Source organism: Mesorhizobium muleiense (genome assembly GCF_900099905.1).
Lineage (GTDB): Bacteria > Pseudomonadota > Alphaproteobacteria > Rhizobiales > Rhizobiaceae > Mesorhizobium > Mesorhizobium muleiense.
In genome coordinates this window covers 621,871-647,468 of record NZ_FNEE01000002.1, presented here as the reverse complement: position 1 = coordinate 647,468, position 25,598 = coordinate 621,871, and the positions used below count along the sequence as shown (strand labels likewise).

The window sequence follows — 25,598 nt, the reverse complement described above, 5'->3', positions numbered from 1 at the left end:
TGCCCGCGATTTCGAATGTTTCATACCCGCCATTTCAGAAATGCCTTATCGAAGCCGGCTATTCAACCGGCAAGGCGCTGCTGCGGGAAAAGGAAAGGCTGGCGATCCTTCGCGCCCCCGCTGTCCCGCCATCATCGGGCCGAGCGGAGCGGCGAGACAATGCCGCCGACAAATTCGACCCCTGCGCTCTTGGTGATCCGGCCCGGCGCTGCTAGTCTGGTGGCAACTTGGAACACATGAAAGCGCCTGCTGCGTCCCGTCTCCGGTTCGCGCGGCGCCGGAAGGAACTGAAGTGGAAGACCACGACACCGGCGCCGGCGCGCCGGAAGTGGGCGTGTCCAGGGCTTCGCCGCCGCCTTCGGGCCAGGCAAGCCCATCCGCCGGCCGGCACAATGGCCGCCCGGTGCAGCCTTGGTCCGGTCACGGACAGGCAGGCGACGCGTCCCAGCATCAGAATGGCCAGAAGGCCAAGACCAGGAAGCGGCGCAAACGCCGGCGCGGCCGCAAGGTTTTCGCGCGCGACGACGCTCGCCTCGCTGCGGCCGGAGTGGCGGCGGCTGCTGTCAGCGCTCCAGCCAGCCGCCCGCCCGCGGCGATCGTCGCGCCCTTGCCTTCGGTTGCGCCAGGCAGGCCGGAGCCGGCTGCTCGCCGCCCGCCGCTGCAGGAACTGCCGGTGTTCGCGGCACTCGATCTCGGCACCAACAATTGCCGGCTGCTGGTGGCGGTGCCGACGCGCCACGGCCAGTTCCGGGTCATCGACGCTTTCTCGCGCATCGTCAGGCTGGGTGAGGGCCTCACCGCCAATGGCCGGCTCGGGCAGCCGGCGATGGACCGTGCGGTCGAGGCGCTAAAAATCTGCGGTGACAAATTGCGCGGCCGCAAGATCAGGAAGGCCCGGCTGATCGCCACCGAAGCCTGCCGCACGGCCGCCAACGGCGCCGAGTTCCTCGACCGCGTCGAGCGCGAGGCGGGGTTGAAACTCGAGATCATCGACCGCCAGACCGAGGCGCGGCTGGCGGTGTCGGGCTGCGGCTCGCTGGTCGACCGCGACACGCAAGGCGTCGTCCTGTTCGATATCGGCGGCGGCTCCTCGGAAATCGCGCTGATCGATCTCACCGGCCACCGCTCGCCGAGGCTCGCCAACCACATCGTCTCCTGGACGTCGCTGCCGGTCGGCGTCGTCTCGCTGGCCGAGCGCTTCGGCGGCCGCGCCGTCACCCGTGAGATCTTTGCCGCCATGGTCGAGGATGTGGCAGTGCGCCTGCACGCCTTCGACGGGCGCAACCGGCTGAGCCATGTGCTCGCCAGCCCGAAATTCCACCTGCTCGGCACCTCGGGCACGGTGACGACGCTGGCCGGCGTCCACCTCGACCTGGATCGCTACGACCGCCGCCGCGTCGACGGGCTGTGGATGGACCGCGACAGCGTCGACCGCATGGTCGAAAAACTGGTCGGCTGGGATTTTCAGCAGCGCGTCGCCAATCCCTGCATCGGCGCCGATCGCGCCGATCTGGTGCTGGCCGGCTGCGCCATCCTGGAAGCGATCCGAGCGGTGTGGCCGTCGGAGCGGCTGCGCGTCGCCGACCGCGGCCTGCGCGAGGGCATATTGAGCGAATTGATGGCCGACGACGGTGTCTGGCGCAACAATGGGCGTGGCAGAGCATGATCCCGAAACGGGGCAGCCGGTTTTCGCGGACCCAAGCGAAAGCATTGCTTTGGTGAACAGTCGACCCCCACTCCGTCGAGCTTCGCTCGACACCTCTCCCCCGATCGACGGGGTAGAGGAAGGGCGCAAGCTTATGCAGGCTGGCGCTCTTCCTCTCCCTCCGGAGGGGGGAGAGGTGGCGCTGCGAGGCAGCGACGGAGTGGGGGAAGCCGTTCACGAAACGCGCAGCCGCCGAAAAACGGCCGCAACTCGGCGAGCGAGAAAACTCAAACAAGAAGTCAGGCAATGACCAGGAAACCGGAAAAACCAGGCTCTGCCGGCATTCGCGTGCTGAAAACGCGGATCAAGAAGAAAAGCGGCCTGAAGGAATCGTCGCGCCGCTGGCTGCAGCGCCACATCAACGACCCCTATGTCCAGCGTTCCAAGGCCGACGGCTACCGCTCGCGCGCGGCCTACAAGCTGATCGAGATCGACGACAAGCACCATCTGCTCAAGCCCGGCATGAAAGTCATCGACCTTGGCGCGGCACCCGGCGGCTGGTGCCAGGTCGCCGCCGCGCGCACGAAATCGACGGCCGAACACCCGCATGTCGTCGGCATCGACTATCTGGAGATGGACGCGGTGCCCGGCGCGCCGGTGCTGTTGATGGATTTTCTCGACCCGCAGGCGCCGGAAAAGCTCGCTGAAACGCTTGGCGGCCAGCCGGACATCGTTTTGTCCGACATGGCCGCACCCACCACCGGCCATCGCCGGACCGATCACATCCGCACCATGTATCTGTGCGAGGTGGCCGCCGATTTCGCCCTGTCGGTGCTGAAGCCGGGCGGCCATTTCCTCGCCAAGACTTTCCAGGGCGGCGCCGAGAACGAATTGCTCGCCAGGCTCAAGCAGAATTTCCGCTCGGTCCACCACGTCAAACCGCCGGCCTCGCGCGATGAGTCGGTGGAGCTTTATCTGCTGGCGAAGGATTTTAAAGGCGGAAGCGGGGCAGGGTAAAACCGCTCTGTAGCGATCCTTTGCGCCTCCCTCTGTCCTGCCGGACATCTCCCCCACGAGGGGGGAGATTGGCAGCTTCGTCGGCCGCACCTTCTTCCTCAGCGTAGGCGATTGGCGAAAGCCGGGATGACGGCCGATCTCCCCCCAAGTGGGGGAGATGTCCGGCAGGACAGAGGGGAGCGCTGTCCCGCCAGCACCAAAAGGTTCTGCACCGCCCGCCCTCAACCGCCCTGCGGACCAGACACCCCCAGCGTCTTCGGCGCCGTCAGCCCGCCATGTCCCGATACGGCGTTGCCGGCATCGGGCGCCAGCCGCATGAATGACAGCGATGCAGCGGCCGACACCGCCGCGACGATGAAGAACGCTATGTGGAAGTCGCTCAGCGTCAGCGCCCCGCCATGGATTGTCGCCAAGACTTCCAGGACGCCGCCGGCCAGCGCCACGCCGAGCGCGATCGACAGTTGCTGGAACACTGCGGCGATCGGCGTCGCCCTGCTGGTGTCGGCGGTCGAAATCTCGGCATAGGCTAGCGCGTTGATGCCGGTGAAGAACATCGAGCGGATGAATCCGCCGGCGAGCAAGGCGGCGAGGATCAGCAGATACGGCGTCTCGGGCGTCAGCAGGCCGTTGATGGCAATCGACGCCGCCGCGATCAGCGAGCCGAAGATCAGCACGCGGCGGAAGCCGGCGATCCGGAAGATCAGCGCGGTGACGAATTTCATGCCGATGGCGCCGATCGCCGCCACGAAGGTGATCATTCCCGACTGGAACGGCGTCAGCCCGAAGCCGATCTGGAACATCAGCGGCAAAAGGAAGGGCACGGCGCCGATGCCGATGCGGAACAGCCCGCCGCCGAGGACCGAGGCGCGGAACACCTGGTTGCGGAACAGCTCGAGCGCCAGCAGCGGATTTTTGGCGCGGCGCGCATGCAGGAGGTAAAGCACGGCTGAAACCAGCCCGACAGCCACGGTGAGGAAGCCGGCAATCGGCGGCAATGCCGGCAGGCTGACCACCGACAGGCCGAAAACGATGCCCGATGCCGCCAGGCCGCTCAGCACGAAGCCGATGAAATCGAGCGGCGGCGTCGGCGCCGCTTCGGTCTCCGGCAGGAAGCGCGTGGCCAGCCAGATGCCGATCAGCCCGATCGGCACGTTGATCAGGAAGATCCAGTGCCAGCTGAAATAGGTGGTGATGAAACCGCCGACCGGCGGCCCGACCAGCGGCCCGAGCAATGCCGGAACGGTCAGCCACGACATCGCGGCGACGAGTTCGCTCTTCGGCGTGGCGCGCACCAGCACCAGCCGTCCCACCGGCGTCATCATGGCGCCGCCAATGCCTTGCAGGAAGCGCGAGACCACGAAGGCCGGCAGCGAATTCGACACCGCGCAAGCGACCGATCCGCCGATGAACACGGCAATCGCGGCGCGAAACACGGTCTTGGCGCCAAAATGGTCGGCCATCCAGCCGCTGATCGGAATGAACACCGCCAGCGATACCAGATAGGCGGTCAGCGCCAGCTTGAGCGCCACCGGGCTGGTCTGGAGGTCGACGGCGATCGCCGGCAGCGACGTTGCGATAACGGTCGAATCCATGTTTTCCATGAAAAGGGCGACCGCCAGGATAAGCGGAATGGTGCGGTTCATGGAGCGCGTCCGGATTCGATTGTTGCCGACCGGGGCAAGCCGACAGGCAGGGCGGTTACCACGGGTTGCGTTGGATGTCGCCTTAACTTGCTGTCACATTTGTGCGACCTGGCAGCGGGCATGCTCGAAGCCGGCAAGAATGGCACCCAAATAAAAACGCCTCGGCGGCGGGTCGCTGGCGCAAATCAGCCAATTCTCGACGTCGGCACCGCCCCTCACCGCCCTGCCGGGCACTTCTCCCCGTATAGTGACGGGGAGAAGGGGCTGTCCGGAACCTCGGCGTTCTTTCTGCGACGCTGGAGATTGGCGAAATCCTTTGCGAAGGCGTCCCTCTCCCCGTCACTATACGGGGAGAGGGTGCAGGCAGGCAGGTGAGGGGCGGCGCAAACCTGAAGCGATTGCCCGCCGGCCTGCCCAGGCAACAGTCAATCAGAGCAGAGCAGCAGTGAATGCCGGTCGCCATCCGTCACCGCAAAAGGCATGAAGCTGAGTTTGCAGCGCTGTCGTGCACAAGCAATCGGCTTTTCAACGGCGACGGGACGTGTTACGAGCCAGCGCCAATCCTGAAAGGGAAGAAGACGAGTCGGCGCTGTCCATCCGGTCCAGCGCTTTTCATGCATTCCGAGGGCTGGCCATGGCAAAGATTATCGAAACGTCCACGGGCGCATTGGCGCTGACCTTTGACGATGTGCTGCTGCAGCCGGGTCATTCCGAGGTCATGCCCGGCGAAACCGATATCCGCACCCGCATTGCCGGCGACATCGACCTCAACGTGCCGATCCTGTCCGCCGCCATGGATACCGTCACCGAGGCGCGTCTTGCCATTGCCATGGCCCAGGCCGGCGGCATCGGCGTCATCCACCGCAATTTCTCGCCGGCCGAGCAGGCCGAGCAGGTGCGGCAAGTCAAGAAATTCGAATCCGGCATGGTGGTGAACCCCGTCACCATCGGCCCCGATGCGACGCTCGCCGACGCCCTGGGGCTGATGCGCACCTACAGCATCTCGGGCATTCCGGTGGTCGAGAATGGCGGCGCTGGCGGGCACACGGTCGGACGGCTGGTCGGCATACTGACCAACCGCGACGTGCGCTTCGCTTCCGACCCGGGCCAGAAAGTCTACGAACTGATGACCCGTGAGAACCTGATCACGGTCAAGGAAAATGTCGATCAGGACGAGGCCAAGCGGCTCCTGCACCAGCACCGCATCGAAAAGCTGGTCGTGGTCGATAGCGGCGGCAATTGCGTCGGATTGATCACCGTCAAGGACATCGAGAAGTCGCAGCTCAACCCGCACGCCACCAAGGACGTGCAGGGGCGCTTGCGCGCGGCGGCCGCCACCAGCGTCGGCGATGACGGTTTTGAGCGCGCCGAGCGGCTCATCGATGCCGGCGTCGACCTTTTGGTGATCGACACCGCGCATGGTCACTCGCAACGCGTGCTCGATGCGGTGACGCGGGCCAAGAAACTGTCCAATTCGGTTCGCATCCTGGCCGGCAACGTCGCCACTTCAGAAGGCACGCTGGCGCTGATCGATGCCGGCGCCGATGCCGTCAAGGTCGGCATCGGGCCGGGTTCCATCTGCACCACCCGCATCGTCGCCGGCGTCGGCATGCCGCAGCTTTCGGCAATCATGTCGGCAGTCGAGACAGCGCAGAAATCGGGCGTCTCGGTCATCGCCGATGGCGGCATCAAATATTCCGGCGATCTCGCCAAGGCGCTCGCCGCCGGCGCCAGTGCCGCCATGATCGGGTCGCTGCTGGCCGGCACCGACGAGAGCCCGGGCGAAGTCTATCTGCACCAGGGCCGCTCGTTCAAAGCCTATCGCGGCATGGGCTCGGTCGGCGCCATGGCGCGTGGCTCCGCCGACCGCTATTTCCAGGCCGAGGTTCGCGACACGCTGAAACTGGTGCCGGAAGGCATCGAAGGCCAGGTGCCTTACAAAGGACCTGTGTCCGGCGTGCTGCACCAGCTTGCCGGCGGCCTGAAAGCCGCTATGGGTTATGTCGGCGGGCGCGACCTTGCCGATTTCCGCGACCGCGCCACCTTTGTACGCATATCCAACGCCGGACTTCGTGAAAGCCACGCCCATGACGTCACGATCACCCGCGAAAGCCCGAATTACCCCGGCGGAGCCTAACCAGATCGCACGAAGCCTGACGGCAATGATGCTGCGGCTGTCGCGCCACGCTGCCGCGCTTTGCTTTGTCTGCTTGGCGGTTTTCGTCGCCATGACGGCGATGGAGTTCCTCTATTTCCGCCAGCTGAGCGGCGGCCTGCCGTCGCTCGATTTGCGCTTTGCCGGGTTCACCCCGGACGAGGGCATGGCCTGGCTGACGGCACTCGGCCGGCGCGGCAGCGAGATCATCCTGGTCTGGCATTATCTGACCTTCGACCTGCTGTTCCCGGCGCTGCTGTCGCTGACATTGGTCAGCCTGATCCTTGCCGCCGGGCGGCGGCTGAAGAACTTCCGGGCTCTGTCCGCCCAGCTCCAGTCGCTGTTCGCGCTCGTCCTGGTGCTGCCCTACACGCTTGCCGATTATGCGCAGAACATCGCGGTGGCCCGCATGCTCTCCGATTTCCTGTCGGCCAATCCGGACTCGCTGTCGTTTGCCTCGGCGCTGATCGTCACCAAATTCGCGCTTCTGGCGATACCGGTGATCGTCATCGCGGTTTTCCACCTGGCCGCTCAGAAACAGCGCTGACTGCGCTTCTCCCACAACAAGGGGAGAAGGTCTGGCGAATGCTACAAATCGAACAGCGCGATCTTGCGCTTGTCGAACTTGATGGCGAGTTCGCCGCGCACCAGTTTGAGCGCCGCCTCGCCGAACACGGCGCGTCGCCAGCCTTGCAAGGCCGGCACGTCGGCGTCCTCGCCCTCGGCGGCGATGCGGTCGATGTCGTCGCTCGAGGCCAGCACCTTCGAAGCGACGCCCTCCTTTTCGGCGACGATCCGCAACAGCACTTTCAGCAGTTCCGCGGCGGCATTGGAGCCTTCGGGCGGCTGAAAACTCTTCGGCAGCTTCGGCATCTCTTCCCTGGGCAAGGCAAGCGCGCTGTTGACCGCGCCAAGCAGCGCCGTTGCCGTCGCCGAGCGTTCCCAGCCTTTCGGCGTGGTGCGCAGCTTGCCGAGTGCTGCCGCATCGCGCGGCGCCTGCTGCGCCACCTCATAGATGGCGTCGTCCTTGAGCACCCGGCCGCGCGGCACGTCGCGTTCGCGCGCCTCACGCTCGCGCCATGCCGCCACCGCTTGCACGATCGCCAGCTCCTGCGGCTTGCGCAGCCGCATCTTCAGCCGCTTCCAGGCGTCCTCCGGATGCGGATCGTAGGTTTCGCGGGCGGTCAGCACGTCCATCTCCTCGTTCAGCCAGTGGGCGCGGTTTTCCCGCACCAGCTCGGCGCTGAGGTGCTGGTAGACCTCGATCAGATGGGTGACGTCGGCAAGCGCGTAGTCGAGCTGTTTCTCGGAAAGCGGCCGGTGGCGCCAGTCGGTGAAACGTGAGGACTTGTCGAGCCGAGCGCCGGTGATTTTTTGGACGAGCTGGTCATAGGAGACGCTGTCGCCGAAGCCGCAAACCATCGCCGCCACCTGGGTGTCGAACACAGGATGCGGCACCAGATCGCCGAGATGAACGATGATTTCGATGTCCTGGCGCGCCGCATGGAAGACTTTGACGACCGCCTCGTTGGCCATCAGCCTGAAGAACGGCTTCAGGTCGATATCGGGTGACAGCGGGTCGATCAGCGCCGTCACCCCGGGCGCCGCCATCTGGATCAGGCAGAGAATCGGCCAAAAGGTCGTCTCGCGAATGAATTCGGTGTCGACGGTGACGAAATCCGACTTTTCGAACGTGGCGAGAGCGGTCTCGAGTTCTTTTTGGGTGGTGATGACGTGCATCAAATCGCTTTTGGCAAAGTGTAAGGTCTCCTTCAATTTCAGCCGCGCGGGCTTTCGTCAAGCCGCTGTCCGGGTTTCAAGACCTGGCGGGCCGTCATCATTGCCTGGCAGGCCCGTCGGAATCATCGTTGCGCTTGGCCAGCCGGGCGAACACCGTCGATGTGCGCAAAAGGCCGATGAAACGGCTGCGATGGCCGGCCGGCACGCCCGATCGCACCTGCATCCGGTACAGGATGACGACGACGAAGATGGCATAGACGGTGGCGGTGAACACGAACAGCGCGCTTGGCCCGAAATACTGCATCGCCGTCGAGGCGGCGAACGGCCCGCCAATGGCGCCGAAGGAATAGAACAGCATCAGCGCCGCGTTGATCAGCACGAACTCGCCCTTGTCGGCGCGGTCGTTCGAGTGCGCCGCCGACAACGAATAGAGCGGCATGGCGAAGCAGCCGAAGATGAAGACGATCACGAAGTTGAGGGACGGGTCGCTGCGCGCCCAGAACACCAGTGCCAGCGACGCCAGCAACGCGCAGCACGTCGTTATCAGCAGCACCGAACGCCGGTCCCAGCGGTCGGACAGGTAGCCGAGCGGATATTGGATGATGGCGCCGCCGAATATGCCGACGCTGACGAAGGTGACGACGTCGGTGACCGACATGCCGATCTGTTCGGCATAGACCGGCGACAAGGTGCGAAAAGCGCTGTTGGTGACGCCGACGGCAATGCAGCCGAAGCAGCCGAGCGGCGAGATCCGCCAGACGCGGGCGAGGTCGAGCTTGACGTCTTCGGGCGGGGTCGGGTTGGAGCGATCGCCGAGCGACACCGGCACCAGCGAGAGCGTGATCATGATCGACATGACGGCGAAGATGGCGAAACCGCCGGCGCCGACGATCGGGATCAGGAACTGTGCGCCGGTGACCGAACCGATGTCGACCATCCGGTAGATGGCCAGCACCCGCGCGCGGTCCTTGTTGGCGGCCCCGGAATTGAGCCAGGCTTCCATGATGGTGAACAGGCCGGCGAAGCAGAAGCCGCCGGCGAGACGCAACGCGCACCACATGACCGGGTCGACGACCAGCACCAAAAGCAATGTCCCGGCCGAAGCGATCGCCGCCAGCGCGGAAAACGCGCGGACATGGCCGACGGCCTTCATGATGTGGGTGACGGCGAGGCAGCCGAGCAGGAAGCCGGCGAAATAGAACGTCCCCATCAGGCCGATGGTCGAGGCCGAAAACCCCTCCTGCGCCCCGCGCAATGCGATCAAGGTGCTCTGCAGGCCGTTGCCGCCGAGCAGGATGCCGGCGGCAATAAGGAGTGGGATCAGCGGGCGCATGGAGGACATGAAGGAGGGCCTGTCGTTGATCCTTCTTGAACCATCGCCCACGCCAATGCCAGCGGCAATTGCCGGCGGTTTGCAGGCCAGTGCCGGCTATCAATGTCTCAGTTTGATTTTAGCTGGGAATCCTTCGCGCTGCCGATGGCGCACTCGGGTGGCTTGCCGCCCTACCAAAGAATTCTGTTTGTCATCAGCCATTTCACGGAACGGGGCCACGCGTAATTCGCACCCATGCGCAGGTCGGTAAAACCCTGCGAAACAGGTTGCCCGGTTTCAGCGTCGAGGATGCGAATGAACATCGTATGCTCTGTTCGGCTGACGCGCGTTACGACGCCCAGCAAGGCAAGAGACGCGCCGTGCTCTTTGGCGATCTTGCTTTCACAGCCGCCGCAATTGCGCAATCCGTGCGGCGCCACCGCCTGCTCATCCCCGGCTGGCACATCAACCACTGTAAAACGCCCTGACTGGGAGAGCATGTCCTTCGCCATTTGTGCCGACTCGGACAGATAGCGCCTATCATGTTCATCCGGCGGAATTATGCCTGCGCCAGCGCTCTTGTCTTCCAATTCGAAAGGAAACACCTCGATGGACATCGGCTTTGTCTGTGCGTGTGCAAATGCGCAGGTGCCGACAAGCAGCATCACCAGGACAGTCAATGTGCGAATGCGCATGGTAGTCCTCCCGCCAATGTGACGCCATTGTACACGGCTCGGCCACGCTGATCACGATCAGGCGGAGGAAATTCTACACTTTGACTGTGGTGCGGAGTTTTCACACAGCCACGGACGAATGCCGAAGTTCGAATCAAGATGCTGCCCGGGCGACGCCTGCCTTGACAAAGGCGGCCTCTCATGTGCTTTTCGCGCAAATTTTCGGGCCGGGCCATCATGCCTTGGCCGCAATCAGACATCCGGACTTACCCATGACAATGCATCGTTACCGCAGCCATACCTGTGCCCAGTTGAGGAAAAGCGACGTCGGCTCTTCCGTTCGCCTTTCGGGCTGGGTGCATCGCGTACGCGATCATGGCGGCCTGCTGTTCATCGATTTGCGCGACCACTATGGCCTGACGCAGATCGTCGCCGACCCGGATTCGCCGGCTTTCAGGATTGCCGAGACCGTGCGCGGCGAATGGGTCGTCCGCGTCGACGGCGAGGTCAAGGCCCGTTTGGCCGAGACCGCGAACGCCAATTTGCCGACCGGCGAAATCGAGGTTTTCGCGCGCGAGATCGAAGTGCTGTCGGCGGCCAAGGAACTGCCGCTGCCGGTGTTCGGCGAGCCGGATTATCCCGAGGACATCCGTCTCAAATACCGCTTCCTCGATTTGCGCCGCGACACGCTGCACAAGAACATCGTGGCGCGCACCAAGATCATCGCCGAGATGCGCAAGCGCATGGGCGAGGTCGGCTTCACCGAATTCTCGACGCCGATCCTGACCGCTTCGTCGCCCGAAGGCGCGCGTGATTTCCTGGTGCCGTCACGTATCCATCCCGGCACCTTTTACGCGCTGCCGCAGGCGCCGCAGATATACAAGCAATTGATCATGGTGTCGGGCTTCGACCGTTACTTCCAGATAGCGCCTTGCTTCCGCGACGAGGACCCGCGCGCCGACCGGCTGCCGGGTGAATTCTACCAGCTCGATTTGGAGATGAGCTTCGTCGAGCAGGACGACGTTCTGGCGACAATGGAGCCGGTGATGCGGGGCGTGTTCGAGACCTTTGCCGCCGGCAAGCCGGTGACGCAGGAGTTTCCGCGCATCGCCTATGACGTCGCCATGCGCAAATACGGCACTGACAAGCCGGACCTGCGCAACCCGATCGAGATGCAGGCAGTCTCCGAACATTTCCGCGAGTCCGGCTTCAAGGTGTTCGCCAACATCCTTGCCAACGACCCGAAGGCCGAGGTCTGGGCCATTCCGGCCAGGACCGGTGGTTCCCGCGCTTTCTGCGACCGCATGAATTCCTGGGCGCAAGGCGAGGGCCAGCCGGGCCTCGGCTATATCTTCTGGCGCAAGGAGGGCGAGAAGCTCGAAGGCGCCGGTCCGCTCGCCAAGAACATCGGCGAGGAGCGCACCGAGGCAATCCGCCTCCAACTCGGGCTTGCCGATGGCGACGCCGCCTTCTTCGTCGCCGGCGACCCGAAAAAGTTCGTCTCGTTCGCGGGCGCGGCGCGCACCCGCGCCGGCGAGGAGCTGAACCTGGTCGATCGCGACCGTTTCGAACTATGCTGGATCGTCGACTTTCCCTTCTTCGAATGGAACGAGGATGAGAAAAAGATCGATTTCGCCCACAACCCGTTCTCGATGCCGCAGGGCGGCATCGATGCGCTCAACGGCGAGGATTTGCTCGGTATCAAAGCGTTCCAGTATGACATGGTCTGCAATGGTTTCGAGATCGCTAGCGGCGGCATCCGCAACCATCTGCCGGAAACCATGGTCAAGGCATTCGAGACTGTCGGGCTCAATCGCGAGACGGTCGAGGAGCGCTTCGGCGGCCTCTACCGCGCCTTCCAGTACGGCGCACCGCCGCATGGCGGCATGGCGGCCGGCATCGACCGCGTCGTCATGCTGCTGGTCGGTGCCAGGAACCTTCGTGAAGTGACGATGTTCCCGATGAACCAGCAGGCCTATGATCTGTTGATGAGCGCGCCGTCGGAAGCCAGCCCGCAACAGCTTCGCGAATTGTCGCTGCGCGTCGCCGTGACCAAGAAAGAGGGTTAAAAGCCTCCCGCAACCGACTCTAAACGCTGTCGTTTTGCGCTGCCCCCTCTTTGCGCTGCCCCCTCATTACCTTGCAGGGCATTTCTCCCCGTATAGTGACGGGGAGAAGGACACTGTCACAAATGATTTCGCCAACTGCCAGCGTTGCAAGATGGCGCCAACGTCGCGGCCATTTCCCTTCTCCCCGTCACTATACGGGGAGAAGGTGCCGGCAGGCGGATGAGGGGCGGCGCTGACGCCCCGCCCCAATCAGTCTTCGTTCGCCTTGACCGTCACGCCAAGCGTCTTCGTCAGGTCCGCCGGGTTGGACATGGCGCCTGCCATGATCAGCGCGAACGGCACCGCTGCCGGTGGCTCGGCCAGGATCTCAATGCTCTGCGGATCGTCGAGATATTTGCCGACCGCAGCCGACACCTGCGCCGTCAATTCCGGATTGTTGAGCTGCGCCATGCCGAAAGGCACGACCGCCTTGGCCTGGTTGGCGACGTCCTTGCCGGACATGCCTTGCTGCTTGCCGACATAGTCCAGCACCTTGTTGGTCAGAGAATCGTCGTCAAAGCGGATCGAAGCGCTGTTGAACGAAAGCTGCTGCAAAACGCCAAGCATGGCCATGCCTTGCGCCGAATTGTCGGCGCCTTCGGGCTGCGCCGCCATCTTCTTCTGCATCTCCTGCAGCGACTTGATGACGTCGAGCGTGTAGCCGCCGAAACCGAAGGTCATGCCGAGCGTTCCGGCATTGTCGACGGAGATGTCGTATTTCGACAGCTCCATCTTGCCGTCCGCAGGCTGCCAGGTGCCCTCCATGGCAAGGTTTCCGGTGATGTTCTGGTAGCCGAGCGCGTTGATCACGTCTTTGGACTTCGGGTCCTCGACCAGCGTCAGGTCGGCATTGAACTTTTCCGTGGTGCCGGAAAACGCCATCGCCTTGCCGTCGGCTGGCGGGGTGATTTCGATAGCGAGCCCGTCCATCGAGAAGGCGGTCTTGTCGGCGACCTTGACCGTCATGTTGTCGAGCTCGGCCGATTCATACATCATCATTGAACCGAGCGGGCCCGTGGCGCCGTCGGCCGGAACCGTCATGTCGTGGATGATGAAGGGGCTGAGGTCGAGCGTGACGCCGTTTTCGCTGTGCTGGAATGCCGAAGTCGAGACGGTTTCGATTTCATAACTGCCATTGGCTTCGGTCACGCCTTCGAGCTTGATGTCGCCGATCTTGAGCGCTTCCTTTTCGGCCGCCGGTTTGAGGGCCACGCCCTGCAGCACCATGCTGGAGGCATCGCCCGTCACCCCGGTCCAGGAGATGTCGACGCCCTGCGCGGCGAGAGCCGCCTTCAGCCGGTCGGCGACCGCCGCATCCTGCGCGAGGGCCGCATTCAGCGGCAGCGTCAGCAGCAAGGTCGAAAAAGCGAGTTTGTTGAGTGTCGAGCGTCTGATCGTCATCGCGGTTCCCTGAGAGTGTGCTGAAGATTTTCAATTTGTTGCGCCGTCACCCTTCCGTGACGAACTGGACGGGAAAAAGGCGTTCCGCCGCACAATGGTCGAAAACCACGGCGAAAGGCAAATCCGATCCATGCCATAGAAGCGGGATGTAACCGAGTGATGTTGCTGGCATCCAGTTCGTATTGCGCAAGAGGCTGCCCCATTCAGGCGCCTCTTGCCGCGAATCACCCGCTCGGCTAGTCCCAACCTATGGGAAAAAGGCTTTTGCCGCCTGGCGATGGCGGTGGCGACAACATCGAGCCGGTCGATCTGAAGAAAGCGCTGGAAGAGCGCTATCTCGCCTATGCGCTGTCGACCATCATGCACCGGGCGCTGCCGGATGTGCGCGACGGGCTGAAGCCGGTCCATCGCCGCATCATGCATGCCATGCGGTTGCTCAGGCTCAACCCCGACCAGGGCTTCGCCAAATGCGCCCGCATCGTCGGCGAGGTGATGGGCAAGTTCCATCCGCATGGCGACCAGTCGATCTACGACGCGCTGGTGCGGCTGGCGCAGGATTTTTCGATGCGCTATCCCCTGGTCGACGGCCAGGGCAATTTCGGCAATATCGATGGCGATAACGCTGCCGCCATGCGCTACACCGAAGCGCGCATGACCGACGTGGCGACCGAGCTGCTGTCCGGCATCACCGAAAATGCGGTCGACTACCGGCCGACCTACAATGAGGAGGACGAGGAGCCGGTCGTGCTGCCCGGCGCCTTCCCAAACCTGCTCGCCAACGGCTCGTCCGGCATTGCCGTCGGCATGGCGACCTCGATCCCGCCGCACAATGCCGCCGAGCTCTGCGACGCCGCCCTGCATCTGATCGAGCAACCCGATGCGCCGGTGACGACGTTGATGGATTTCGTCCAAGGCCCGGATTTCCCGACCGGCGGCATCATCGTCGACAGCCGCGCCTCGATCCTCGAAGCCTACGAGACCGGTCGCGGTGGTTTCCGCGTCAGGGCGAAATGGAGCCAGGAGGACCAGGGCAGGGGCACCTGGAGCATCGTCGTCACCGAAATCCCCTATGGCGTCCAGAAGGCGCGGCTGATCGAAAAGATCGCCGAGCTGCTGATGGCGCGCAAATTGCCGCTGCTCGAGGACATCCGCGACGAGAGTGCCGAAGACGTCCGCGTCGTGCTGGTGCCGAAGAGCCGTTCGGTCGATCCCGGCATCCTGATGGAATCGCTGTTCAAGCTGACCGAGCTCGAAAGCCGCTTTCCGCTCAACATGAACGTCCTGTCGCGCGGCAAGATACCCAACGTGCTGTCGCTGAAAGGCGTGCTCAAGGAATGGCTGGAGCACCGCCGCGAGGTGCTGATCCGCCGCTCCAGGCATCGCCTCGGCGAGATCGAAAGGCGGCTGGAGATCCTCGCCGGCTATCTGATCGCCTATCTCAACATCGACGAGGTGATCAGGATCATCCGCGAGGAGGACGAGCCCAAGCAAGTGATGATGGCGCGCTGGTCGCTCACCGACAACCAGGCCGAAGCCATCCTCAACATGCGGCTGCGTGCCCTGCGCAAGCTCGAGGAATTCGAGATCCGCAAGGAATTCGACGGTCTCACCACCGAGAAGAAGCAGATCGAGGCGCTGCTCGCGTCCGACGCCCGGCAGTGGTCGATGATCAAGTGGGAGGTCTCCAGCATCCGCGAGAAATTCGGACCGGAAACCGCGCTCGGCAAGCGCCGCACCCAGTTCGCCGACGCACCCGAACATGACCTGACCGACATCGCCCATGCCATGATCGAGCGCGAGCCGGTCACCGTGGTCGTTTCGGAAAAGGGCTGGCTCAGGGCGATGAAAGGTCATCTGACCGACCATTCGTTGCTGACCTTCAAGGAGGGCGACAGCCTCAAGCTGGCCTTCCACGCCCAGACCACCGATAAGGTGCTGGTTTTCACCACCGGCGGCAAGTTCTACACGATCGGCGCCGACCGGCTGCCGGGCGGGCGCGGCCATGGCGAACCGATCCGCATCATCGTCGACATGGACAACGACCAGGACATCGTCACCGCCTTTGTCCATGATCCCAAGCGCAAGCTGCTGCTGGTGTCGCACGACGCTAACGGGTTTGTCGTGCCGGAAGAGGAAGTCGTCGCCAACACCCGCAAGGGCAAGCAGGTGATGAACGTCAAGGCGCCCGACGAGGCCCAGCGCTGCATGCCGGTCGCCGGCGACCATCTCGCCATCGTCGGCGAGAACCGCAAGATGCTGGTCTTCCCGCTCGCCGAAATCCCTGAGATGGGGCGCGGCAAGGGCGTTCGCCTGCAGAAATACAAGGATGGCGGCGTCCTCGACCTCAAGACCTTCACGCTCGCAAGCGGTCTCTCCTGGCAGGATTCTGCAGACCGCACCTTCACCAAATCACGTGAAGAGCTGGTCGAATGGATCGGCGCCCGAGCCTCGGCTGGACGCATGGTGCCGAAGGGATTCCCGAGGACGGGGAAATTCGGGTAAGTCGCCAATCTCCCTTCGAGGGGCTCCCGGCCAATATGGTACGCCGGCAGACAAGGAGGACCGCTCCGCCGGGAACTGGTTTACTCTGCCAAGACCTGGAGTGATTCAAAGGGCGGGCACCGAGTGTCGTTCTCATGTGATGTATGCAATACCGGCTTCCATAATTTCGTGCTAATCTACACCGTTCGGATCCGCCGGACGGCGACCTGTAGCATCTCATGCCAGCCACGCTGCGAACCTGCTCTCAGATTGGCTCCTGCGATGAAGCCCAATGGTATCGCAAAAACTGCTCATGGGCGGCAAGCGCGATATTTCTACGAAGCGTTCACGTTCGTGCCGACTCTAGGCCGCGCAAGCAGCTTGCTGCTAACCATACTGACTGGACAAGACTTGGCAGTTGGAACAATGTCCCCCTTGGCTCAAGGGGAGTGCTCGGGGAGTGCTGGCGAAATCTTTAGGTTCGTGCGCGGTATGCGGCTCGAGTTTGCCAACTCATGTCCGAGACTGCGTTGTTTGCGGGGCAGCCGCAGGTTTCCCGAATGTCCGCGCAGCAGAGGCTCAGGAAGAACGTCAAGCTTTGCAACAACGGGTAGATAATGCCTTTGTTTCGGCCCACGCCGGCAATTATAGCGCTCAACTGACCGACTTCGGAGATGCGGTGACGCAGCGTTCTACCGCTGTTATAGCCAGGCCGCTCCTTCCTTTGCAAAGATTAATCGATAATAGCAATCTGATGCTGATGACGTTCTACGCTGAAATGGATGCAGGTGGGAGAACAGCCGAGAACAATCATTGGGATCGTGGCCGAGAGCAGATTGATAGTCTGGTGAATCCACTTTACCATAGGGACTTACACTTCGCTGCCTTATCGTTAGATGGGATGGGGGTTAAGCACTATGGAGATTTTCATATCAACTTAGTGTCGGACTACATCGCAATTCGGTCATCCGTTTTCAACGAGAACCCGTTTAAATTCGGCCAACGCCACCGGATAGTGGTCGGAACCGGCTGTCCCCCTGGCTACAGGGCTACGTGGATGGACCGCGGCAAACTTGCCCAGGCGAAACTCTTTCCGAAGCTGTCAAATACCTCTAAACCTAACGAATACCCTGATGTGCTTGTCAGCGATGGTTCTGGTAGCGGGGATGAGGATTTTATCGAAGTCCACGTTTTTGGCTCCATCAGCAGCGGAACAATCAAGCGCATCGTCGCTTATGAGCCCAAAGGTGCAGAAAAGCATATCTGGCGGGCGCTACGTCGTAAGATCGAAGCCGCTGGCATCGAAGTGGAGATACGCTGATGGAAGCGTGGATTTCCGGGGAGGCCGGGCGGTATGCAATCCCGCAAGGCAACCTTTACAAGATTGCTCGGGTCGATGCCGGCGCATCTTTCGTTGTCTCAAATAGCGAGATCACTCGCGCTTTTGCCGGCGCTTCCGATCTTGAATTGATCCAAGTCGTCGACGAGCGCAATGCGCAAGAATTCGCGTTTCTACGCTATCACTCTGCGCTGGCAATCAGGTTGTTCTTTCAGCTCTATGATCCCGATGAAACGGAGCAGGATCGGCGTGATGTGGCGGGTGATCTAGAATCGCTACTGAAAGAAACTTGCCTTGTGGAAAGGATCGAAGATCGCCTGCTCGCCTATCCGTATCCAGTTGAGATAGCTGGATCGGAAATAACAACAGCGGTGCGGAGCTTTGTGTCTCTTAAAGCGCTTGTTCAGCGTCTTTGCGACATGCAAGCGGCTGTCCAAAAGGTGCGGGACTGCTTCGAACTAGTTGAACCTTCCATCTTTGACGAACGATGCCCAAGAGCCCGTTTCAACGAGGTCGCAATAGACCGAGGTTGCTTCAAAAATTTTGTGATCTCCGTCAGTCAAAACGAGGATTCAAACCTTGCTATTTTTCAAGCTCTGAAAGCGCTGAGCGGAGTGCCTGGTGCAAGGCAAGTCGTTACGACGTGGGCGTCGGGTTTTGCTACCTATCGAAAAGCGAAGCGTCCGATAGTGCAAGAGACTGACATTGATCAGATGGAAGTTTTCCGAGAACCTGATCACGGCGCATATGATAACGTCCTCGCTCAGCAGCGCGCGGTCGTGGAGCGTCTTAAGAGCGGTGACCTCGATGCAGCGAAAAGGTTCACGTTCGAGCTAGTTAAATCTCAGTTGGATCGGGACGAGGGAGCATCGTACGCCGCAATGTCGCTGTGTCGTCTTAGCCGGGCGGCCAAGCAGTTGGAACTTTGGGATCTTCAACTTGAGTGGTCCCAATGGGCGAGCGAACTTTGCCCGTCGGATCCATTCACACATGGAAACGTTGCGGACGCTTTGATTGACGTCGGCCGAATGGTGGAGGCGTCTTCGGCTTTAGACAGAGCCGCAGAAGCCGGCGACCCGCTTTATGCTGCAACCGGCAGAGCCAAAATTCTCCGAGAAGCTGGGAAGCTAGCGGAGGCAAAAACAGCATATGAAAACGCGTATCACAACTATCGGGATAACCGTGAAGCGGTCCACGCTCTCATCGGATCAGCGACAGTCGCACGTGAGATGGGTCTGCTCGAACTCTCCTTGCAAGAATTTGACAGTGCCTTGGAACGCTTTCCTGATGAACCCTTTCTATACGCAGGTAAAGCTAGCACTCTGATGGAATTGGGCGACTGGCAAGGTGTGATCAGCACTCTGGATCAGCTTCGGTCTATTCAGCCTGACGATCCGTCGACTCTTGTTGTCAAAGCAAATGCTTTGAAAGTTTCTGGCCGGCTAGAATTTGCAATTGACGAATTCCAGACTTTAGTGAAGCGATTCCCATATTTCCCGCAGCCACGCTACGGCCTCATCGACAGCCTTCGAATTGCAGGGCGTTTGGACGACGCGAACAGTCAGATCGGCGAGGCGAAGGCAAAGTTCCCGCGAAACACAAGTTTTATTGCACTGGCTGCCGATCTAAAGAGAGAGATGGGGAAGGCCATTGAGGCCCAACTGGAGGTCAGTGAAGCTCTGAGATTTAACCCTCGCGACCTTCGTCTAATCACCGCGCAGGTACGAATTCATTTGGCGTCTCACCGGTTTAGAGAGGCTCTGGCTCTCATAGACCAAGCTGTCGTGGATAATCCTAGCATTTTCTCATTGCGGGTGGAGCGAGCCGATCTTCTTAAGCGTCTTGGGCACGTGGAGCCCGCGCTTCAAGCATATGAAGAGGTGCTTCATGAGCAACCTAACTATTTAAATGCGGTGAATGCAAAGGCTGCTCTTCTTATCCACCTCGGTAGGTTTGATGAAGCTGAAATCTTGCTACCGGCTTCGACAAAGTTAGAAAAACAAGAGGAATGGCGGTCATTTATCCTTCGTGGGCTTCTATATTGTAGACGTGGAGATCCGAGGGCGGCAATAATTCATCTCAATCGCTTACCTCGGTCGGTTCCTTTTATCAGAGAGCGGCGGCTGATGATCAATGCGATTGCTGCCGCTGAACTTGCCTTAGGTCAAGCCAATCAAGCTATGCGTACCACTGCTGATAGCCGTGGCGAAATCTCAAACGTGATACAATTTCACGCGCTTGCCGCCGCGAAAAGTCCCGACGCCAAAGCCTTGTTCCAAAAGAGTGAGGGCCTTTCAGCTGAACTCATTATTCTGAAGGACGAGATCGCCAGGCGATATGGTCTCTTAAACGAGCCGACGAAACATAGCCGCCAGTGGATATTTACCGCTGAGCAAAATGCGATTCTGTTAGAGGCCGCATGAGAGCGGTCCGCAACTCTCGGGCAGCGAAATGCCCGATGGCGTCCGTGTCGCACGGGTGAAGCAGCACTCTCCGGACTGTATACCCTTTCCCGGCCCTAATGTTCGATTTCAACCCTTTGCACCGCCGGACCTCCTCTGGGTGAGGCGGAGACCCGCAACAGCGGTTGGAGACCGGCCCTTGCAAGGTTCTCCCGCAACGCCTTGAAGCCGCATTCGACGAGCAGTTTGGGCCGCTGGATATCCTCGCACAACTTCACGCATTCGAGCGCCGCTTTGGAATCGTACTCAAAGCGTTTGTGCACTGTGGCGCAAGAACTCAGGCCGGCAAGCGCCGTCATCGGCGAGGAGTGGATTCCCAAACATTTGGAATGTCGTCACGATTGCTGCACTATCATGGTACATAAGCACCGCTACATAAGACGACATACGCCTTTGGGAGAAATGGGCATTTGAAAGAAACTAGGGTTCGGAAACCGGAAGGGCAGCAGCGCTTGTTCGGCCTGTCGACGCCGGTCAGATCCGCGGTCATTCCGCCGCTGTCGGCGGCGCGGTGGCTTCTGGTGCTGATCGTCGCCGCCGGGGTCTATTTCTTTCATGGGTTCCTGGTCCCTGTGCTGGCTGCTCTGGTCATCGCCTTTGCCAGCTGGCCGCTCTATCGGCGGTTGCTTGCTGCCGTCGGCGGCAACCGCACGGTCGCCGCGACATTGGCGATCCTGTTCATCCTGACCTTCCTGGTGGTGCCGATCGCGCTCGCCGGCGCCTATGCCAGCAACGAAGTCCGCGAGTGGGTTGGCTGGGCGATCGAGACCAACCGCCATGGCGCGGTGACGCCGCACTGGATCGCCACGCTGCCTGTGGTCGGCGACTGGCTGAACGAGCAGTGGACGCGCAATCTCGGCCATCCCGGCGGCATCGGCGAACTGATCCAGCTGATCAGCGGCGCCAACATCGGCAGCATCTACCGCGGCGTGCTGGCCGCCGGCGGCAGCGCCTTCGGCCTTCTGCTGGCGCTGCTGTTCATGATGATCGCGCTGTTCTTTGCCTATCGCGACGGCGAGCATTTCGCCGGGCAGGTCGACCGTCTCGGCGAACGCATCCTGCCGACCAGGTGGGAGCGGATTTCACGCGTCGTGCCGGCGACGATTTCCTCGACGGTGACCGGCATGACCATTATCGCCATCGGCGAGGGGGTGGTGCTGGGCGTGGCCTACTGGCTGGCCGGCGTGCCGTCGCCGGTGACGCTCGGCGCCCTGACCGGCATCATGGCGCTGATCCCCGGCGGCGCACCGCTGTCCTTCACGCTTGTTTCGATCTATCTCGCCGCCAGCGGCTCGCCGATGGCCGGTTTGGCGCTGTTCATCTGGGGAAGCGTCGAACTGTTCATCGTCGACAAGACATTGCGCCCAAAACTGGTCGGCGGCCCGATCAAGCTGCCGTTCCTGCCGACCTTTTTCGGCCTGGTCGGCGGCGTCAAGACGATGGGCTTTCTTGGCCTGTTCATCGGTCCGGTGCTGATGGCGTTGCTGGTCGCGATCTGGCGCGAATGGCTGCGCGAGGTGGAATTGGCCGACGAGCTTGCCCCCGCAGCACCGGCGGAACTCGAAGCGGCGCCGCCGCCGCAGATCGAAATCGTTGCCGAGAAGAAGTCTCAGGCCGGGTGACGCACGGCAAGGCTGGCGCGGCGCTTTCGCCCCTCATGCAGCTGCCACAGCGAATGGGCGACCAGCGTGACGGTCAGGATCGCGCCGCCGATCAGGCTGTTGCGCGACGGCGTCTCGGCAAAGATCATCCACATCCAGACCGGCGCCAGCACGGTTTCGAGCAGATAGAACATCGCCACTTCCGGTCCTGAAATATATTTCGGTCCGTTGGCGAGGCAGAAGAACGAGATCGGCATGATGACCGCGCCGTTGAAGATGATCCACCATGGCGCGTTTACCTGAAACCCTTCGCCCGAGACCATGAACACCGCGACGGCCAGGGGCAGGATCACGCCGATCAGCGATGTGAATCCCATGTCCTTGCCGCTGGCGCGCGAGATGGTGATGGCCACCGCAATGAAGAAGGCCGAGCACAGCGCCATGAGGTCACCGAACAGGTGGCCGGTGCCGATCGAATCGCCGACGATGATCGCGACGCCGACGATCATGACCAGCATCGCCATCACGGTGACCAGTCGCGGCCGCTCCTTCAGGAACAGCCAGGACAGCAGCGCCGCGAACACGGTGTTGAAGGCCAGGATGAAGACCAGGTTGGCGGTCGTGGTGTGATAGATACTGATGACGAAGGTAACCGAGGTCAGGCCGTAGCACAGGGCGACGACGAGCCCCGACCAGCCGGGGATGAGCTGGGGCGCGTTACGGCTGAGCGAGCGCCACACAGCCCAGATGATCAGCGCCGCGACCAGGGTGGTGCCGGTGCGCAGCAGGAGGATCGCCCATGCGCCGCCGTCGGCGAGCCGGATCAATGGAATGTCGATGGTCAGCGTCAGCCCGCCGATGGCGGTGATGAGAAGGCCTTTTTGATGATCGTTGTGGGACGACATGGCAGTTCCCGCAATGAATTTGGAGGCAGGCGCAAAATTGGCCCAGCGTCTGGCGTTTCAGCCACGCAGCCGAAAACCAGAAGCATCCTCCCTTGAAGCAGTTTAAGGATGGTTGGCGAAAGAGCGGATCAGCGCGAAACCGCTTCGTGGTCGTAGCGTTCCCAGCCTTTCGGGCCGAGATGCTCCTGCGGCATGAAGCGCATCTTATAGTTCATCTTGCGCGAGCCGTTGACCCAGTAGCCAAGGTAGACATGGGGCAAGCCCATCGCCCTGGCGCGAGCGATGTGGTCGAGGATCATGAAGGTGCCGAGCGAGCGGTCCTCGAAGTCCGGGTTGAAGTAGGAATAGACCATCGACAGGCCATCGGCCATCTTGTCGGTGAGGGCGACTGCGATCAGCTCGCCCTGGCCCTTGCCGGTGATAAAGCTGTCGGGGCCGCGGCGCCGGTATTCGATGACCTTGGTGTCGACATGCGTGTCCTCGACCATCATGGCGTAGTCGAGCACCGTCATGTCGGACATGCCGCCGCGGCGATGGCGGGCATCGAGATAGCTGCGGAACAGCGAATACTGCTCGGTCGACGGTTGCGCGTCGTGCATCGCGCCGATGAGGTCTGAATTGTGCTGTATCACCCGCTTCATATTGCGGCTGGCAGTGAATTCCTGCGCCAGGATGCGCACCGAAACGCAGGCGCGGCAGGTCTCGCAGGCCGGCCGGTAAGCGATGTTCTGCGATCGCCGGAAGCCGCCTTGCGTCAACAGGTCGTTCATCTCCGATGCCTTGTCGCCGACCAGATGCGTGAACACCTTGCGCTCGAACTGGCCCTCAAGATACGGGCATGGCGACGGCGCGGTCAGGAAGAACTGCGGCGACTGGGTTGGATGCTGCGTCATCGACCCTTGGAAACACTCCTGCGAATCATCATACCTTTGGCGCGCACGGCGAAAAATTCAACAGGATTGTGAAAGCGTGGCTACCGGACGCCTTCACTTTGCACATAAATGCGCTCGCTGGGACTGGTGAAAAGCTGTTTCAGCGGTCACTGCGGCTGACCACCGTGCCGAGCAGCAGGTCGTGCAGCGTGCGCTTGCGGTCGGCAAACAGCGACACCAGAAGGACCAGCGGCGTCAGGATGACGTTGCCGGCCCAGAACAGAACCGAATGCACCACCGCCGTCAGCCCGTCGATGCGGGTGCCGTCCAGACGGTCGAGCCGGATCCCCATCATCTTCATGCCCGTCGTGGCCTGGTCGGCGCTGCCGAGCGTGTTCCAGATGTAGAGGATGGCGACGGCCGGCACGAGGATGGAAAACAGCATCCAGCCAAGGCCAAGCGTCAAAATCCCGAGGAAGAACACCAGGATCGCGAACGGAATGGTGAGCAGCGCGACGATGCAATAATCAATGATGAAGGCGAGGACACGCCGCGTGCGCACGCCATCATAGGCCCTGACATCATCGAGCCTGCTGATTTCGCCGTCGAGAACGCGCGCGTTCATGTCATTTCCTCGCAATCAGGCCCGGCATAGGGTGCGGACCGCCTGGTGTTGAAATGGTGAAGTCCTGCGGCGGAATCAAGATCGAGCCTTTTTTCGGCCCTGCTACCGGAGGCAACGCCGAATGTAGACTGGATCGGTTGAATTTGCAGCGCGGATGACGTTAGTTTGCTGCAGCGCAACAAATACGGCAAATGCGCCCAAGGGGCGAGGGACAGGGCCAATATGGACTACGACATGCTGGTCATCGGCAGCGGGCCCTCAGGGCGCCGCGCCGCGGTGCAGTCGGCCAAGCTCGGCAAATCCGTGCTGGTGGCCGACAGGGGCCGGCGCCTTGGCGGCGTGTCCGTGCATACCGGCACCATCCCGTCGAAGACCTTGCGGGAAACCGTGCTAAACCTCTCGGGCTGGCGCGAGCGCGGCTTCTACGGGCGCGGCTACCGGGTCAAGCAGGATATATCGGTCGGTGATCTGATCGAACGCCTGCACAAAACGCTCGATCACGAGGTCGAGGTGCTGCAGCACCAGTTCATGCGCAACACGGTCAAGAGCGCGCGCGCCACAGTCAAGTTTCTCGGTCCCAACAGAGCCAGCCTGACGACGGATACCGGCGACTACAGCGAGGTCGGTTTTGCGCATGCGCTGATCGCGGTCGGCACCCGCCCGCACCGGCCGCGCGACGTGCCCTTCGACAAGATCCGTGTCTTCGACAGCGACGAGATGCTGGAACTCGAGCGCCTGCCGCGGACGCTGACGGTGATCGGCGCCGGCGTCATCGGCGTCGAATACGCGACGATCTTTTCGGCGCTCGACGTGCCGGTGACGCTGGTCGAGCCGCGCGACAGCATCCTCGATTTCGTCGACCGTGAGATCGTCGACGATTTCATCCATCAGATGCGCGACCGCGGCATGACGATCCGGCTCGGCAGTGCGATCAAGGAGATCGCCTCGAAACCCGACTATGCCGAGGTGACGCTTGCCGACGGCCGCAGCATACGCTCGGAGATGGTGCTTTATGCGGCGGGGCGCACCGGCAATGTCGGCGCGCTCGGCCTCGATGTGGTCGGCATCGAGGCCGACTCCCGGGGCCGCATCAAGGTCGACCCGCAGAGCTTCCGGACCAGTGCGCCGAACATCTATGCCGCCGGTGACGTCATCGGCTTTCCGAGCCTCGCCTCGACCTCGATGGAGCAGGGCAGGGTGGCCGCCTGCCATGCCTTCGGCGTGCCGTTGCCACCGCCGCCGGAAACCTTTCCCTACGGCATCTACGCCGTGCCGGAAATCTCGACCGTCGGCCAGTCCGAGGAGCAGGTGCGCGAGGGCGGCGGCGCCTATGAGGTCGGCGTGGCGCGCTTCCGCGAAACCTCGCGCGGCCATATTATGGGCGTCAACACCGGCTTCCTGAAGCTTCTGTTCTCGATCGAAACACGCCGGTTGCTCGGCGCGCATATCGTCGGCGAGGGCGCAACCGAACTGATCCATATCGGCCAGGCGGTGATCAATCTCGGTGGCACCGTCGATTTCTTCGTCAACAACACCTTCAACTATCCGACGCTGGCCGAAGCCTACAAGATCGCCGGGCTGGATGCCTGGAACCGGATGGGGCGGGCATAGGGCGACG

The 25,598-nt window shown here is 62.0% G+C and carries 19 protein-coding genes; 10 read left to right on the top strand and 9 right to left on the bottom strand.

The window, feature by feature from the left end; translation table 11 throughout:
- Window positions 1-292: 292 nt before the first annotated feature.
- Together BLT09_RS07145 and BLT09_RS07135 are read left to right on the top strand one after the other, a co-directional pair.
- Complete coding sequence (locus tag BLT09_RS07145) at window positions 293-1,666, top strand: Ppx/GppA phosphatase family protein (RefSeq protein ID WP_091591625.1); 1,374 nt, start codon at window positions 293-295, stop codon at window positions 1,664-1,666.
- A gap of 285 nt (window positions 1,667-1,951) precedes the next feature.
- Complete coding sequence (locus BLT09_RS07135) at window positions 1,952-2,662, top strand: RlmE family RNA methyltransferase (RefSeq protein ID WP_091591623.1); 711 nt, start codon at window positions 1,952-1,954, stop codon at window positions 2,660-2,662.
- 221 nt (window positions 2,663-2,883) lie between these two features.
- Here BLT09_RS07135 and BLT09_RS07130 read toward each other — a convergent pair whose 3' ends face one another.
- Window positions 2,884-4,305, bottom strand: coding sequence for an MFS transporter (locus tag BLT09_RS07130; protein WP_091591622.1), 1,422 nt, complete (start codon window positions 4,303-4,305; stop codon window positions 2,884-2,886).
- 634 nt (window positions 4,306-4,939) lie between these two features.
- Between BLT09_RS07130 and guaB the strand changes: the two genes are divergently transcribed.
- The gene (gene guaB / locus BLT09_RS07120; protein ID WP_091591620.1) at window positions 4,940-6,442 is read left to right on the top strand and encodes an IMP dehydrogenase; all 1,503 of its coding nucleotides are present in this window, start codon (window positions 4,940-4,942) and stop codon (window positions 6,440-6,442) included.
- Between the two features lie 25 nt (window positions 6,443-6,467).
- Window positions 6,468-7,007 (top strand): hypothetical protein, encoded by a 540-nt coding sequence (locus BLT09_RS07115; RefSeq protein WP_167366353.1) that lies wholly within the window; start codon window positions 6,468-6,470, stop codon window positions 7,005-7,007.
- A 41-nt stretch (window positions 7,008-7,048) separates the two neighbouring features.
- On the opposite strand, the gene rnd is transcribed toward BLT09_RS07115, so the two are convergent.
- From rnd to BLT09_RS07100, 3 genes are all read right to left on the bottom strand, one after another.
- The gene (gene rnd / locus BLT09_RS07110) at window positions 7,049-8,200 is read right to left on the bottom strand and encodes a ribonuclease D (protein WP_091591615.1); all 1,152 of its coding nucleotides are present in this window, start codon (window positions 8,198-8,200) and stop codon (window positions 7,049-7,051) included.
- A gap of 97 nt (window positions 8,201-8,297) precedes the next feature.
- A complete protein-coding gene (locus tag BLT09_RS07105; RefSeq protein ID WP_023798438.1) occupies window positions 8,298-9,542 on the bottom strand; it encodes an MFS transporter in 1,245 nt (414 codons plus the stop codon).
- A gap of 161 nt (window positions 9,543-9,703) precedes the next feature.
- On the bottom strand, window positions 9,704-10,207 hold the full coding sequence (locus tag BLT09_RS07100; RefSeq protein WP_091591613.1) for a DUF3280 domain-containing protein: 504 nt from the start codon (window positions 10,205-10,207) through the stop codon (window positions 9,704-9,706).
- A gap of 257 nt (window positions 10,208-10,464) precedes the next feature.
- Here BLT09_RS07100 and aspS point away from each other — a divergent pair, with 257 nt between their 5' ends.
- On the top strand, window positions 10,465-12,255 hold the full coding sequence (aspS, locus tag BLT09_RS07095; RefSeq protein WP_167366367.1) for an aspartate--tRNA ligase: 1,791 nt from the start codon (window positions 10,465-10,467) through the stop codon (window positions 12,253-12,255).
- Between the two features lie 249 nt (window positions 12,256-12,504).
- Here aspS and BLT09_RS07090 read toward each other — a convergent pair whose 3' ends face one another.
- The gene (locus BLT09_RS07090; RefSeq protein ID WP_091591610.1) at window positions 12,505-13,695 is read right to left on the bottom strand and encodes a hypothetical protein; all 1,191 of its coding nucleotides are present in this window, start codon (window positions 13,693-13,695) and stop codon (window positions 12,505-12,507) included.
- A gap of 249 nt (window positions 13,696-13,944) precedes the next feature.
- On the opposite strand from BLT09_RS07090, the gene parC reads away from it, so the two are divergent.
- The 3 genes from parC to BLT09_RS07075 all read left to right on the top strand — a co-directional run bounded on the left by parC (window position 13,945) and on the right by BLT09_RS07075 (window position 19,938).
- A complete protein-coding gene (gene parC / locus BLT09_RS07085) occupies window positions 13,945-16,197 on the top strand; it encodes a DNA topoisomerase IV subunit A (protein WP_091591608.1) in 2,253 nt (750 codons plus the stop codon).
- Between the two features lie 439 nt (window positions 16,198-16,636).
- Complete coding sequence (locus BLT09_RS07080; RefSeq protein ID WP_139172545.1) at window positions 16,637-17,497, top strand: hypothetical protein; 861 nt, start codon at window positions 16,637-16,639, stop codon at window positions 17,495-17,497.
- The gene (locus tag BLT09_RS07075) at window positions 17,497-19,938 is read left to right on the top strand and encodes a tetratricopeptide repeat protein (RefSeq protein ID WP_091591604.1); all 2,442 of its coding nucleotides are present in this window, start codon (window positions 17,497-17,499) and stop codon (window positions 19,936-19,938) included. Before BLT09_RS07080 ends, BLT09_RS07075 begins: the two co-directional genes overlap by 1 nt.
- A gap of 95 nt (window positions 19,939-20,033) precedes the next feature.
- Here the strand turns inward: BLT09_RS07075 and BLT09_RS07070 are convergent, their stop codons facing one another.
- Entirely contained in the window at window positions 20,034-20,276 is a 243-nt protein-coding gene (locus BLT09_RS07070) for a hypothetical protein (RefSeq protein ID WP_091591602.1), read from the bottom strand.
- Between the two features lie 111 nt (window positions 20,277-20,387).
- Between BLT09_RS07070 and BLT09_RS07065 the strand changes: the two genes are divergently transcribed.
- Window positions 20,388-21,599 (top strand): AI-2E family transporter, encoded by a 1,212-nt coding sequence (locus tag BLT09_RS07065; protein ID WP_091591601.1) that lies wholly within the window; start codon window positions 20,388-20,390, stop codon window positions 21,597-21,599.
- On the opposite strand, the gene BLT09_RS07060 is transcribed toward BLT09_RS07065, so the two are convergent.
- From BLT09_RS07060 to BLT09_RS07050, 3 genes are all read right to left on the bottom strand, one after another.
- Window positions 21,587-22,483, bottom strand: coding sequence for a DMT family transporter (locus tag BLT09_RS07060; protein WP_091591599.1), 897 nt, complete (start codon window positions 22,481-22,483; stop codon window positions 21,587-21,589). The two genes, BLT09_RS07065 and BLT09_RS07060, sit on opposite strands and share 13 nt — an antisense overlap.
- 128 nt (window positions 22,484-22,611) lie before the next feature.
- The gene (locus tag BLT09_RS07055) at window positions 22,612-23,376 is read right to left on the bottom strand and encodes an arginyltransferase (protein ID WP_027154654.1); all 765 of its coding nucleotides are present in this window, start codon (window positions 23,374-23,376) and stop codon (window positions 22,612-22,614) included.
- 139 nt (window positions 23,377-23,515) lie between these two features.
- Window positions 23,516-23,980, bottom strand: coding sequence for an RDD family protein (locus BLT09_RS07050; protein WP_023798430.1), 465 nt, complete (start codon window positions 23,978-23,980; stop codon window positions 23,516-23,518).
- A 222-nt stretch (window positions 23,981-24,202) separates the two neighbouring features.
- On the opposite strand from BLT09_RS07050, the gene sthA reads away from it, so the two are divergent.
- Window positions 24,203-25,591, top strand: a complete 1,389-nt coding sequence (gene sthA, locus BLT09_RS07045) for a Si-specific NAD(P)(+) transhydrogenase (RefSeq protein ID WP_091591857.1) — start codon at window positions 24,203-24,205, stop codon at window positions 25,589-25,591.
- Window positions 25,592-25,598 lie beyond the last annotated feature (7 nt).

Bases quoted from the DNA above. Each gene is read 5' to 3' on its own strand.
- guaB (WP_091591620.1), top strand. From the start codon at position 4,940: ATGGCAAAGATTATCGAAACGTCCACGGGCGCATTGGCGCTGACCTTT.
- BLT09_RS07055 (WP_027154654.1), bottom strand. From the start codon at position 23,376: ATGACGCAGCATCCAACCCAGTCGCCGCAGTTCTTCCTGACCGCGCCG.
- BLT09_RS07130 (WP_091591622.1), bottom strand. From the start codon at position 4,305: ATGAACCGCACCATTCCGCTTATCCTGGCGGTCGCCCTTTTCATGGAA.
- rnd (WP_091591615.1), bottom strand. From the start codon at position 8,200: ATGCACGTCATCACCACCCAAAAAGAACTCGAGACCGCTCTCGCCACG.
- parC (WP_091591608.1), top strand. From the start codon at position 13,945: ATGGGAAAAAGGCTTTTGCCGCCTGGCGATGGCGGTGGCGACAACATC.
- BLT09_RS07075 (WP_091591604.1), top strand. From the start codon at position 17,497: ATGGAAGCGTGGATTTCCGGGGAGGCCGGGCGGTATGCAATCCCGCAA.
- BLT09_RS07070 (WP_091591602.1), bottom strand. From the start codon at position 20,276: ATGACGGCGCTTGCCGGCCTGAGTTCTTGCGCCACAGTGCACAAACGC.
- BLT09_RS07115 (WP_167366353.1), top strand. From the start codon at position 6,468: ATGATGCTGCGGCTGTCGCGCCACGCTGCCGCGCTTTGCTTTGTCTGC.
- BLT09_RS07060 (WP_091591599.1), bottom strand. From the start codon at position 22,483: ATGTCGTCCCACAACGATCATCAAAAAGGCCTTCTCATCACCGCCATC.
- BLT09_RS07135 (WP_091591623.1), top strand. From the start codon at position 1,952: ATGACCAGGAAACCGGAAAAACCAGGCTCTGCCGGCATTCGCGTGCTG.
- aspS (WP_167366367.1), top strand. From the start codon at position 10,465: ATGCATCGTTACCGCAGCCATACCTGTGCCCAGTTGAGGAAAAGCGAC.
- BLT09_RS07050 (WP_023798430.1), bottom strand. From the start codon at position 23,980: ATGAACGCGCGCGTTCTCGACGGCGAAATCAGCAGGCTCGATGATGTC.
- sthA (WP_091591857.1), top strand. From the start codon at position 24,203: ATGGACTACGACATGCTGGTCATCGGCAGCGGGCCCTCAGGGCGCCGC.
- BLT09_RS07090 (WP_091591610.1), bottom strand. From the start codon at position 13,695: ATGACGATCAGACGCTCGACACTCAACAAACTCGCTTTTTCGACCTTG.
- BLT09_RS07105 (WP_023798438.1), bottom strand. From the start codon at position 9,542: ATGTCCTCCATGCGCCCGCTGATCCCACTCCTTATTGCCGCCGGCATC.
- BLT09_RS07100 (WP_091591613.1), bottom strand. From the start codon at position 10,207: ATGCGCATTCGCACATTGACTGTCCTGGTGATGCTGCTTGTCGGCACC.